The sequence below is a fragment of the Aliivibrio friggae genome (assembly GCF_057368515.1).
Genome location: NZ_CM170648.1, coordinates 877,458 through 890,130, shown reverse-complemented (window position 1 = coordinate 890,130; position 12,673 = coordinate 877,458). Strand labels below are relative to the sequence as shown.

The 12,673-nt window shown below is 38.4% G+C and carries 9 protein-coding genes; 4 read left to right on the top strand and 5 right to left on the bottom strand.

What is annotated here, in order from left to right; genetic code table 11:
• Positions 1 to 2: 2 nt before the first annotated feature.
• The 3 genes from nagC (at position 3) to asnB (ending at position 4,859) form a co-directional block, all read left to right on the top strand.
• The gene (gene nagC / locus AC2INI_RS04195) at positions 3 to 1,217 is read left to right on the top strand and encodes a DNA-binding transcriptional regulator NagC (protein ID WP_486305408.1); all 1,215 of its coding nucleotides are present in this window, start codon (positions 3 to 5) and stop codon (positions 1,215 to 1,217) included.
• A gap of 81 nt (positions 1,218 to 1,298) precedes the next feature.
• Positions 1,299 to 2,903 (top strand): cation:proton antiporter domain-containing protein, encoded by a 1,605-nt coding sequence (locus AC2INI_RS04190; RefSeq protein WP_486305407.1) that lies wholly within the window; start codon positions 1,299 to 1,301, stop codon positions 2,901 to 2,903.
• Between the two features lie 288 nt (positions 2,904 to 3,191).
• Positions 3,192 to 4,859, top strand: a complete 1,668-nt coding sequence (gene asnB, locus AC2INI_RS04185; protein ID WP_122035679.1) for an asparagine synthase B — start codon at positions 3,192 to 3,194, stop codon at positions 4,857 to 4,859.
• A gap of 48 nt (positions 4,860 to 4,907) precedes the next feature.
• Here asnB and rfaH read toward each other — a convergent pair whose 3' ends face one another.
• Positions 4,908 to 5,402: a transcription/translation regulatory transformer protein RfaH gene (rfaH, locus tag AC2INI_RS04180; protein ID WP_122035681.1), complete on the bottom strand. Its 495-nt coding sequence runs from the start codon at positions 5,400 to 5,402 to the stop codon at positions 4,908 to 4,910.
• A 385-nt stretch (positions 5,403 to 5,787) separates the two neighbouring features.
• Here rfaH and AC2INI_RS04175 point away from each other — a divergent pair, with 385 nt between their 5' ends.
• Entirely contained in the window at positions 5,788 to 7,143 is a 1,356-nt protein-coding gene (locus tag AC2INI_RS04175; RefSeq protein WP_486305406.1) for a peptide MFS transporter, read from the top strand.
• A 103-nt stretch (positions 7,144 to 7,246) separates the two neighbouring features.
• On the opposite strand, the gene AC2INI_RS04170 is transcribed toward AC2INI_RS04175, so the two are convergent.
• The 4 genes from AC2INI_RS04170 to lon all read right to left on the bottom strand — a co-directional run bounded on the left by AC2INI_RS04170 (position 7,247) and on the right by lon (position 12,597).
• On the bottom strand, positions 7,247 to 7,552 hold the full coding sequence (locus tag AC2INI_RS04170; protein WP_486305405.1) for a ComEA family DNA-binding protein: 306 nt from the start codon (positions 7,550 to 7,552) through the stop codon (positions 7,247 to 7,249).
• Positions 7,553 to 7,741: 189 nt separating this feature from the next.
• Positions 7,742 to 9,598 (bottom strand): peptidylprolyl isomerase, encoded by a 1,857-nt coding sequence (gene ppiD / locus AC2INI_RS04165; RefSeq protein WP_122035687.1) that lies wholly within the window; start codon positions 9,596 to 9,598, stop codon positions 7,742 to 7,744.
• Between the two features lie 201 nt (positions 9,599 to 9,799).
• Complete coding sequence (locus AC2INI_RS04160; RefSeq protein ID WP_162922536.1) at positions 9,800 to 10,072, bottom strand: HU family DNA-binding protein; 273 nt, start codon at positions 10,070 to 10,072, stop codon at positions 9,800 to 9,802.
• Positions 10,073 to 10,245: 173 nt separating this feature from the next.
• Positions 10,246 to 12,597, bottom strand: a complete 2,352-nt coding sequence (lon, locus tag AC2INI_RS04155) for an endopeptidase La (protein WP_486305404.1) — start codon at positions 12,595 to 12,597, stop codon at positions 10,246 to 10,248.
• Positions 12,598 to 12,673: the final 76 nt, after the last annotated feature.

The following is a 12,673-nucleotide window of genomic DNA, read 5'->3' as shown; positions in this document are numbered from 1 at the left end:
TTATGACTGACGGACAAATTGGTAATGTAGATCTAGTAAAACAATTAAACAGTGCGGCTGTTTATCGTTTAATCGACCAAAAAGGACCGATATCTCGAATTCAAATCGCTGATGTTAGTCAGCTTGCTCCAGCAAGTGTTACCAAAATAACCCGTCAATTATTGGAGCGCGGCTTAATTAAAGAAGTCGCGCAACAAGCGTCAACTGGTGGCCGAAGAGCTATTTCTTTGACTACCGAAACTGAACCTTTTCACTCTATCGCGGTGCGTTTAGGCCGAGATTACATTCAGCTGAGCCTTTTTGACCTTTCAACAAAAGAATTGGCTTCTGAATATCATGAATTTAATTACTCACACCAACAAGAACTACTTGAGGGTTTGAGTCAATTAGTCCAAATTTTTATCACTCGCAATCAAGATACGATTAAACAATTAATCGCTATCGGTATTACTCTACCTGGACTGGTTAACCCTGAAACTGGGGTTGTTGAGTACATGCCAAACACTGATATTGATAAACTCGCATTGGCTGATGTCATTAGAGATACTTTCAACACACAATGTTTTGTTGGTAATGATGTACGTGGTTTAGCTCTAGCTGAGCATTATTTTGGGGCTTCGCAAGATTGCCATGACTCAATATTAGTCAGTGTTCATCGCGGCACTGGTGCGGGCATTATTGTTAACGGTAAAGTGTTCCTTGGGCATAATCGCAATGTCGGTGAAATTGGTCATATCCAGATCGATCCGATTGGCGATAAGTGCCAATGTGGTAATTTCGGTTGTTTAGAAACCGTAGCGGCAAACCCTGCAATTATCGCACGCATCAAATCTTTACTTGAACAAGGTTACCCTTCAAGCCTTTCACAGCTAGACAACATCACAATGGCAGATATTTGTCATGCCGCAAATCATGGTGATGAACTGGCAACACAAACATTGCTACGAGTGGGTAATCAACTTGGTAAAGCAATAGCAATGACGATTAACTTGTTTAATCCACAAAAAATTGTCATTTCCGGTGCAATCACCCAATCAGATAAGATTCTTTTTGCTGCGATCCGTAATTGTATTAAAAACCAATCATTAACGGCTTTCCATAAAGATTTACCTATCGTTGCATCAGAGCTTCATGAGCAACCAACCATTGGTGCTTTTTCAATGGTGAAGCGTGCAATGCTTAATGGCGTATTGTTACAAAAATTATTAGATGAGTAATCATAAATAATTTTTAACATGTTATTCTAGGGCTGCTTTTTGCGGCCCTTTTTTTTCGACCACTTTTAGGAACAATAGTATATGGAGTTACTTTTTATCATTGCAGCATTTGTAATGGGGTTTATAGCATTAAAAATTAATTTACCTCCATTAGTTGGTTTTCTATTGGCTGGATTCGGATTACATGCTCTTGGCTTTCAATCTAACGATGCCCTATCTACCTTTGCTGATCTTGGCGTCACCCTACTTCTCTTCTCAATTGGCTTAAAGTTAGATATAAAAACCTTACTCGCTAAAGAAATTTGGTTAGGTGCAACACTTCATAATGTATTCTCTACACTCTTTTTTACTTTTGCCCTTCTTGGTCTTAAATTACTTGGCATTACTATGCTTGCAGACATTGATACTGCACAGCTAGTTCTCTTTGGTTTTGCACTGTCTTTCTCTAGTACCGTATTTGCCGTTAAAGCTCTCCAAGAAAAAGGTGAAATGAATGCAACTTACGGAACTCTAGCCATTGGTATTCTTGTTATGCAAGATATCTTCGCGGTTGTATTTTTAACCGCTTCAACAGGAAAGATCCCAGAAATCACCGCACTCGCTTTATTTGCACTCCCTCTTCTAAGACCTTTATTCTTTAAGTTGTTAGATTGGGCTGGTCATGGTGAAATGCTGGTACTTTACGGTATTTTCTTAGCCCTTGTTGCAGGAGCAGGAACTTTTGAACTGGTTGGGATGAAACCTGATCTTGGTGCTCTTATTTTAGGCATGTTACTGGCAGGCCACTCTAAAGCCTCTGAATTATCCAAATCACTATTTAATTTAAAAGAGATACTTCTTATCTGTTTCTTCTTAAATATCGGTTTATCTGCAGCACCAACATTAGCAGGCTTAACACTCGCTATTTTCCTTATTTTATTGCTGCCAGTAAAAGGCTTCTTATACTTTATTATCATTAATAAATTTAAGTTCCGAGTAAGAACCTCCCTTCTTACTTCTCTCACATTATTCAACTACAGTGAGTTTGGTCTTATTGTCGGTGGTTTAGCCTTCAAAATGGGATGGTTACCTGCTGACAGCCTTGTTGCTATTGCCATTGCCGTTTCTATCTCTTTTATTATTTCAGCCCCTTTAAATAACTTTGGTCATACGATTTATCAACGTTCTCGCCATTGGTTAAAAGAACATACTGCCGAACGTTTAAATCCAATGGATAAATTGATCAATCCAGGACGAGCTCAGATCTTAATTCTTGGTATGGGCCGCATTGGTAGCGGTGCGTATGATGAACTAAAAGAAAAATACGGTGACATTATTTTAGGTATTGAACTTCGTGAGGAATCAGCGAAACAGCATCAAGATCTTGGCCGTAATGTGATATCTGGTGATGCAACCGACCCTGATTTTTGGGAACGCATTTTATCTACCTCGCACGTAAAATTGGTTTTGTTAGCGATGCCAAATCATCAAGGTAATCAATTTGCCCTAGAACAATTACAATCACGAAACTACCAAGGCCAAACAGCAGCAATTGCCGCTTATAATGACCAAATTGAAGGATTAATTGAACAAGGGGTTGATGCTGCCTTTAATATCTATCACGAAGCAGGCAGTGGTTTTGCTCGTCATGTAACTGAACAATTAAAACCTGAGTTTAATCAACAAAAAAGCTACATGAAACACTAAGCTGACAGGCTATTATTACTAAAAATCCATTTATCTACTAACATGCAGATTAACGTCATTTTAACGTTAATCTGCATCCCCCCTCTTAACCGCCCCTATATATTGCACAAAAAACAGCTCACAATTAACGATCCCATACCAAAACAGCATAAATATTAAATATATTCCACTCAGGTTATCTATTTGTGATTTTATTTGTATTTCTGGGTTGATTTTTTTAGTGATGATGGCAAATTGTATTCAAGACAATAATTTATGATAAAAATTAAGAAGAGATAGAGGGAACTTATGTGCTCAATTTTTGGAATACTAGATATAAAGACTGATCCAGCGCCGCTTCGTACAAGCGCACTTGAAATGTCAAAGAAACTTCGTCATCGCGGTCCTGACTGGTCTGGTATTTACTCATCAGATAAAGCAATTTTAGCGCATGAACGTCTGGCTATTGTAGGTGTTAACAGTGGCGCTCAACCTCTTTATAGTGAAGATAAAAAGCACATCTTAGCGGTTAATGGCGAAATTTATAACCATAAAGAATTACGCGACAAATACGCAGATGACTATGCATTTCAAACAGACTCTGATTGTGAAGTTATTTTAGCTCTATATCGTGAAAAAGGGGCTGACTTACTAGAAGACTTAAACGGTATTTTTGCTTTTATTCTTTATGATGAAGAAAAAGACGAATATTTAGTAGGTCGTGACCATATCGGTATTATTCCTATGTATCACGGCTATGACGAGCATGGTAACTATTACGTTGCCTCTGAAATGAAAGCTTTGGTTCCAGTGTGTAAATCTATCAGTGAGTTTCCTCCTGGCCACTTCTACTCATCAAAAGATGCAGAACCAACACGTTATTATGTACGTGATTGGATGGAATATGATGCAGTTAAAGACAACCCGACAAGTAAAGAAGATCTTAAAAAAGCATTAGAAGATGCGGTTAAACGCCAACTAATGACAGATGTTCCTTACGGTGTACTTTTATCTGGTGGACTTGATTCATCAATTACATCAGCCGTTGCCAAAAAATTTGCAGCAATGCGTATTGAAGACAACGAAGAATCTCAAGCATGGTGGCCTCAACTTCATTCATTTGCGGTAGGACTAGAAGGTGCTCCTGATTTAAAAGCAGCTCGAGAAGTCGCTGATCAAATCGGTACAGTCCACCACGAAATGACTTATACGATTCAAGAAGGTCTTGATGCCATCCGTGATGTTATTTATCACATTGAGACTTATGACGTTACGACTATACGTGCTTCCACACCAATGTACTTATTGGGTCGTAAGATCAAAGCGATGGGTATTAAGATGGTCCTTTCTGGTGAAGGCGCTGATGAAATATTTGGCGGTTACCTATACTTCCATAAAGCACCAAACAAACAAGAATTCCATGAAGAAACGGTTCGTAAACTGCTTGCTCTAAACATGTTTGATTGTGCTCGAGCTAACAAATCACTTGCCGCTTGGGGTGTTGAAGGTCGTGTTCCTTTCCTAGATAAAGAATTTATCGATATTGCTATGCGCCTAAACCCACAAGATAAAATGTGTGGTAACGGTAAAATGGAAAAACATATTCTTCGTGAATGTTTTGAAGATGATTTACCAGCCGCTATTGCATGGAGACAAAAAGAGCAATTCTCTGATGGCGTAGGTTATAGCTGGATTGATACGTTACGAGAAACAGCTGAAGCGAAAGTGACAGATCAACAAATGGAATCAGCTAAATTCCGCTTCCCTTACAATACACCAGTCACCAAGGAAGGCTATGTGTATCGTGAAATCTTTGAAGAGCTATTCCCTCTTGAAGATGCGGCTAAATGTGTCCCTGGTGGCCCATCAGTAGCCTGTTCTTCAGCAAAAGCAATTGAGTGGGATGAATCATTCCAAAACTGCGTTGACCCATCAGGTCGAGCAGTACAAGCAGTCCATAATGAAGCTTATAGTTAAGTAAGTTAACTCTCATAAAAAAAGCGCCCTACGGCGCTTTTTTTATAACTAATAGTCTAAATTACTATTATCAACCTTAATTTCTACTTTCTTATTAATTAAGGTAATCAGTAGAATTGAGCGTTTTTCGCCATCTGACTCTTTATATATAGCATCGACCCCAACAAAAGGTCCTTCTTTGATCCCGACCTTTTGTCCTGCTTCAGGTGAAAATTCAACGACTTCCGAATCTTCATGCTTATCTAACTGTTTTAATGAATAGATAAGATCGCCCTGCAATACTTTTGGCTTCCCGCCAAAGCGAATAAAATCACTCACCCCACGAGTAGAACGAACCGTCGTGAAAGAAGGCCCTTCATTAAAATCAAATCGAACAAACATATAACAAGGAAACAACGGTTCTTTTTTCGTTGTTGTCTTTCCTCTTGTTATCTTCTCCACTTCTATTTCAGGATAAAAGCATTCTACTTGTTGGTTTTCTAAATGTTGTTTTGCTCTCTGCTGCTCACCACGTTTGCAGTAGAGTAAATACCATTCTTTCATTATTTTTATACCTAGCTAGCCTACTAAAGAGCATAGCACGCCATCGCTTACAAAAAAATCAATTGATGAGTACATTTATGCTTAAATCGTTGTTTAAATTGTTAAACTTACAAAAAGGCATCAAATAAACACTTACAACTAATAATCAACCTAAAATAAGATTAAAGTATCGAAAAGAAAATAAAAAGCAGCACATTAAATCGATAAAGCACAATAATTTAGAGAGCTGAAATGTAACAAAAAATATTTGTTTCTAAATATTTCAACAAGTTAATATGTTAACCAAGTCACATTTTTTTGTACAACATTGCAGTTGATACATTCGAGGGGTATAAATTTATACTAATTATAAAAAGAATAAAATTTCATTATAGAAGAGAGCACTATGCAGGATAACAACAAATTAATTATGGGACACCCAAAAGGACTGTTCTTACTTTTTGGTACTGAATTATGGGAGCGCTTCTCTTATTATGCAATGAGAGCCATTCTTGTTTTATATTTAACAGACAGAACCATTAATGGTGGCTTAGGCTGGACCGTTAAAGACGCTTTAAGCTTATACGGCACTTATACCGCTTTAATGTACATTACTCCTCTCATTGGTGGTTGGTTAGCTGATAATTACTTAGGTCAACGTAAATCATTACTTATCGGTGGCTTTCTAATGGTTATTGGTCAGTTTACCTTAGCCTTACCTCATGACATGCTTCCGCTTTCTATCGAAACTCTATTTTATACTGGTCTTGGTTTTCTAATTGCGGGTAATGGTTTATTTAAACCAAATGTATCCACCATGGTTGGTGATTTATACCAAGATGGAGATAATCGACGTGACGGTGCCTTCACTATCTTCTATATGGGTATTAACCTAGGCTCATTGCTTGCTGGTGTGGTATCAGGCTCTGTTACTGGGATCTGGGGCTGGAAAGCAGGATTCGCCGCAGCTGGTATTGGTATGGTAATCAGCTTAATTATTCAGACTCTATTTGCTCAACGTTTTCTTGGCGACATAGGTATCCGCCCTGCAGCTCACATTGCAAAAGAAAATGCTGAGGCAGCAGGTACATCACATCATGTACTAAGTAAAATTGAGATCGATCGCCTTAAAGTAATTATGGTGATGGGATTGTTTGTTATTGTATTCTGGGCTGGGTTTGAACAAGCTGGTGGATTAATGAACATCTACTCTCAGCAATATACTGATCGTATGCTAGGTTCATTTGAAATACCTGCGGCATGGTTCCAATCTTTAAATCCTTTCTTTATTATTACTCTTGCTCCATTTATTGCGATGTTATGGGTAAAACTAGGGCCAAAAGAGCCGAGCTCTCCAGTGAAATTTGCTTTAGCGCTGTTTTTCCTAGCCATTGGTTTTCTTTGTATGGTCGGTGCAGTCATGGAGCAAGGTGGCGATTTAACTATTAAGACATCTATGTATTGGTTGGTAGGTGCTTATTTCTTCCATACACTAGGGGAATTATGCTTATCTCCAATTGGGCTTTCATTGGTGACTAAATTAGCTCCACTGCGTTTAGCTTCACTGATGATGGGTACATGGTTTGGCTTCAATGCAATCTCTAATTACATTGCTGGCTTAGTCGGCTCTCATGTTGAAAGTCTTGGCGCATTAGATATCTTTGCGGGTATCGCAATTACCTCTGCTATCTCTGGTGTTCTACTATTGATCATTTCAGGAACACTTATTCGTTGGATGCATGGTGCAGAAAAAGCACATTAATACATAAAGACAACGTGTAACTTAAAAATTAAAGGCTACCTAAAATTAAGAAGGTAGCCTTTTTTCTTCGCTATTTCTGTTCACTTACTTACCGTGATTGGTATTACAGCACAATTCTACTGCGATTCTTTTCTATTAACTTATCTCCAATTCCTTTGACGTTTGATAAGTCATCAACAGCAACAAACTTCCCATTCATTTTTCGATAATCAATAATAGCTTTTGCCTTTGAGTCACCAACACCAATGAGCAGTGTTTTAAGCTCTTCTGCCCCCGCCTCATTGATATTAATAACAATATCTATACCTTCATGCTTAGTGGTACTTTCATCTTTAGCCAGAGCGGCATTGCTCGATAATAAAATGACAGCAAGAAGAAAAGAATTTATTAAGCTAACTATACGGTTCATTACAATTCCTTGTTAATTTATTTAAATAGTAATGACAGATACTTCAGAAATATGACTTCTATCTATCATCAAAAAAGAATAAATAAACTGAACAATAAATCCTATTGCTACATTAACTGCTTCTCTAAAAACACGACGGGCCCCATTAAGGGGCCCGTCTGTCATATTTATCAATTACAAATAAATTGATTATTGTTCTAATAATGGATAACTGATATCAGAACTTGCCTTAAGCGTATCTAACGTTGCAGTTAGATCTTGTTGAGTTTGAGTTCTAAGTAAACGGGTTGAGACTTGCTCAGCCATTGCATCATTACTCAACTCTAAAACACCATCAAGAGCGACAATAACATGATTGCCTTGGCGATCCATTACTTGTGCGTAAGTAGATTGGCCTTGTTCTGGTTTCTGCAAACGGTATACATCATTTGCCAACTCATCCGCTCGGGTAATCATTCTTGCTTTAGTGAAACTTAAACCATTATCCGAAAGGTAATTTACTTCACCTTTATCTAGAGCTGAAATAACACCCTGAGCAAGCTCTAGCGCTTTTTGTTCACCTTTTGATTGAGATAAACGAGCAACAACCGCTGCCTTAACTTCATCCAAAGGTAAAACCATTTCTTCGCGTACATCTTCAACTCGAACGACAACAATATGCTCTGGTGCAATTTCAATAACATCAGAGTTCAAGCCATCTTCCTTCACTTCAGGGCTATAGATAGCCTGTAATACAGACGAATTAGAAAGTACTTCTGGTGCATCAGCTTGAGAGAAGAAATCAGAAGTAACGATTTTAGCGTTAACGGCTTCTGCTGCATCATCTAATGAATCAGGAGACTCAAATGCTTTTTCTGCTAATTCACTTTGAAGACTGTAGAACGCATCAGCTGCATGCTCATCAACAAGGAACGTTTTGATTTCAGCACTCACTTCAGCAAGCGCTTTAGTTTTCGGTGCTTCAATACCATCAAGTTGAATGATGTGGTAACCAAACGCTGATTTAACAACACCAGAATGATCACCAATATTAACTAATTGGAAAGCTGCATCTTCAAATTCAGGATCAATCACGCCGCGTTCAATCCAACCTAAAGAACCACCTTCTTTAGCTGTTGGGATATCTTGTGACTCTTCTTTTGCTACTGTTGCAAAATCTTCACCTGCATCTAAACGAGCAAGTACAGCGTTAGCGTCTGCTTCATCACCATTAATTAAGATATGACTTACTTCACGCTTTTCTTGCGTTGAATATTTATCTTTATTCTGGTTGTAATAAGTTTGAATTTCTTCATCGGTAATTGGAGCTTGTTCTTTTAACGCATTACCAGATAATTCAATGTAAGAAACTTTAACTTGTTCAGGACGTACAAACTGTTGTTTGTTTTCATCATAGTAGGTTTGAATTTCTTCATCTGTTACTGTTGCTTTTTTAGCAAACTCAGCAGTATCCAGTGTAACTGTACGAATTTCACGCTGTTGAGCTTCTAATGCTCCTTGCGCTTGAACTTCGTTATCTAACGTAAATTCAGTTGACTCTAGAGCTAGAATTAATTGATTTCGAACTAAATCTTGACGCAGGTATTCTGCAAAGCTATCAGAACTAAAACCGGCACGACGAAGTGAAATATTATAGATTTCTTCATCAAATTTGCCATCTTTCTGGAATTGCGGCATCGAAATGATCGCTTGACGAATTTGCTCATCACTTACTCGAAGACCTAAGTTTTGAGCTTGATTATCCAGTAATGCATCATTAACCATACGGTCTAATACTGATTTACGGAATTGCTCAACATAAGCAGGATCACCTAGTAGCGTTGAAAAATATTCTCCCAACTGCGACTGCATGCGATTACGTTCATTTTGGTAAACTTGCTCAAAGTCATTTCGAGTAATTTCTCTCTCACCGACTTTAGCTGCTAATGGTTGGCTTCCACCGACTAAATAACTACCTACACCTGCAAATACAAATGAGAAAATAATTAGACCGAGAATGATCTTAACTACGAGGCCAGTTGAACCTTCGCGAATTCGATCCATCATAATATGTCTTAACTCCTAATCACTGAATGGAATAACTCTATTCTTAAGAATAACGTTCATGTCTATTGATAGTGATAATTTAAAATAGTTCAACAAAAGAAACATTTAACAATAAAAAAGCGCATCATGGATGCGCCTATGACTCTATCTCTAGTTTACTAGCCTTGCGCTAGCATGTGTAGAGTTTTATCGGTATTTCGATTAGTTACACGCATCTTTAAGTGCTTTGCCTGCTTTGAATGCAGGAACTTTAGCAGCAGAAATCTCAATCGCTTCGCCCGTTTTTGGGTTACGACCTGTACGAGCAGCTCGCTCACGAACAACAAATGAACCAAAACCAACAAGCGTTACTTGATCGCCACCTTTTAGTGTCTCAGTTACTGTTTCTACTAATGCATCAAGAGCACGTGCAGCTGCTGCTTTAGAAATGTCTGCATTGTCAGCAATTTGATCAACTAATTGAGATTTATTCACGGTATTCCCCTTTAAATTATTCATTCAATGATTAATGAACGAGTCCATATTTTAATATTTGATGAGTGAAATTATCATCACACAATAAAGTTTAACTTAGCGATATCAATATAAACTGACAAGTCATTTCGACTTGCCAGCCCTGTTATATCAGTGTTTTTTGCTATACATCACTATTTAGAAGCTTCTGTACTAAAGCCTTGTGGATTATTCTTAAGCGCTAAGGTTAATACTTCATCAATCCACTTCACTGGATGCACGGCTAAATCAGCAATGACATTCGCTGGGATCTCTTCTAAATCACGTTCATTATCTTTTGGAATGATGACAGTTTTAATACCACCACGATGTGCTGCAAGTAATTTTTCTTTCAAGCCACCGATAGGAAGTACTTCACCGCGAAGAGTGATCTCACCTGTCATTGCAACATCAGAACGTACTGGATTACCCGTTAAGCTTGAAACAAGTGCTGTACACATACCAATACCGGCACTTGGGCCATCTTTAGGTGTTGCACCTTCTGGTACGTGAACATGAATATCACGCTTTTCATAAAAATCAGGGTTAATACCTAATTTATCAGCACGAGTACGAACTACGGTCATCGCAGCTTGAATCGATTCTTTCATTACATCGCCAAGTGAACCTGTGTAAGTTAACTTGCCTTTGCCAATCATAGATTCAGCTTCAATTGTCAGTAGATCACCGCCCACTTCAGTCCAAGCTAAACCAACAACTTGACCGATACGATCTTCATCATCCGCTTTGCCATAATCACAACGTTGAACACCTAAGAAATCTTTTAAATTCTCTTGATTTATTGTGACTTTCTTAATGGTTTTATCCAATAAGATTTGTTTTACCGCTTTACGGCAAAGTTTAGAAATTTCACGCTCTAAACTACGCACACCAGCTTCACGAGTGTAGTAACGAATGATACCCATAATGGCTGAATCATCAATTTCAATCTCATTTGCTTTTAAGCCATTACGTTTAATTTGTTTATCCAACAAATGGCTTTTGGCAATGTTTAGCTTTTCATCTTCGGTATAACCCGACAGACGAATGACTTCCATACGGTCCAATAATGGGCCAGGAATATTCATTGAGTTTGACGTTGCAACGAACATAACATCAGAAAGATCGTAATCAACCTCTAAGTAATGATCGCTAAATTTATTGTTTTGCTCAGGGTCTAAAACTTCAAGAAGCGCTGATGCTGGATCGCCACGCATATCAGATGACATCTTATCAATTTCATCTAATAGAAAAAGTGGGTTTTTCACTTCAACTTTTGATAGTTTTTGAATTAGTTTACCCGGTAAAGAACCAATATAAGTACGTCTGTGACCACGGATCTCCGCCTCGTCACGAACACCACCTAATGCCATACGCGTGTACTTACGACCCGTCGCTTTAGCAATAGATTGACCAAGTGACGTTTTACCTACACCAGGAGGACCAACCAAACATAGAATTGGACCTTTAAGTTTAGTGACTCGACTCTGAACCGCTAAATACTCAAGAATACGTTCTTTAACGCGTTCTAAGCCATAATGGTCTGAGTTTAATATCTCTTCAGCTTTAGCTAAGTCTTTCTTCACCTTAGAGCGTTTAAACCAAGGCACAGCAACCATGCAATCAATGTAGCTACGTACTACTGTTGCTTCTGCTGACATCGGTGACATCATCTTCAGCTTCTGTAGCTCTTGCTCTGCTTTGTCTTGGGCTTCTTTTGGCATTTTAGCGTCTGCAATTTTTTTCTGCAGTGCTTCAAATTCATCAGGTGCATCGTCTAAGTCGCCAAGCTCTTTTTGAATAGCCTTCATTTGCTCATTCAAATAGTATTCACGCTGGCTCTTTTCCATTTGCTTTTTAACACGGCCACGGATACGTTTTTCGATTTGTAATAAATCGATTTCCGATTCCATCATGCCCATTAGAAACTCTAAACGTGCAATGACATCAGTCAATTCAAGAACTTCTTGTTTATCAACTAATTTAAGAGGCATGTGAGCGGCAATGGTGTCGGCAAGACGTGCGGCATCTTCAATCCCATTCAGTGACGTAAGTACTTCTGGTGGGATTTTTTTATTAAGCTTAATGAAACCTTCAAACTGGTTAATTGCAGAACGCATAACCACTTCTTGTTCAGCATCATCAATAATAGGTGTTAGTAAAAACTCTGCATCCGCCGTAAAGAAGTCAGCTTCTAAAAACTGGTGGATTTTGGCACGCTGCTGGCCTTCAACTAGAACTTTAACAGTGCCATCTGGTAATTTTAATAACTGTAAAATAGTTGCGATTGTACCAACGCCGTGCAAGTCATCTAGTTGTGGTTCTTCTTTTGCAGCTTCTTTTTGTGCTACAAGGAGGACTTGTTTGTTCTGTTCCATTGCCGCTTCTAAGCAACGAATGGATTTCTCACGGCCCACAAATAGTGGAATAACCATATGCGGATACACCACCACATCACGTAGTGGTAGAACTGGTATCTCAATGCGCTCGGAACGCTCCAGGTTCATATTCTTCTCTCTTTCCGTCAGTATCTTTAGAAATAATATGGGGGCAAGTCGCTAAGAATCAACATTATTTTCAATT

What these genes read in the sequence shown, in the direction of transcription:
- nagC (WP_486305408.1), top strand. Translation starts at nt 3, where the DNA reads ATGACTGACGGACAAATTGGTAATGTAGATCTAGTAAAACAATTAAAC.
- AC2INI_RS04190 (WP_486305407.1), top strand. Translation starts at nt 1,299, where the DNA reads ATGGAGTTACTTTTTATCATTGCAGCATTTGTAATGGGGTTTATAGCA.
- asnB (WP_122035679.1), top strand. Translation starts at nt 3,192, where the DNA reads ATGTGCTCAATTTTTGGAATACTAGATATAAAGACTGATCCAGCGCCG.
- rfaH (WP_122035681.1), bottom strand. Translation starts at nt 5,402, where the DNA reads ATGAAAGAATGGTATTTACTCTACTGCAAACGTGGTGAGCAGCAGAGA.
- AC2INI_RS04175 (WP_486305406.1), top strand. Translation starts at nt 5,788, where the DNA reads ATGCAGGATAACAACAAATTAATTATGGGACACCCAAAAGGACTGTTC.
- AC2INI_RS04170 (WP_486305405.1), bottom strand. Translation starts at nt 7,552, where the DNA reads ATGAACCGTATAGTTAGCTTAATAAATTCTTTTCTTCTTGCTGTCATT.
- ppiD (WP_122035687.1), bottom strand. Translation starts at nt 9,598, where the DNA reads ATGATGGATCGAATTCGCGAAGGTTCAACTGGCCTCGTAGTTAAGATC.
- lon (WP_486305404.1), bottom strand. Translation starts at nt 12,597, where the DNA reads ATGAACCTGGAGCGTTCCGAGCGCATTGAGATACCAGTTCTACCACTA.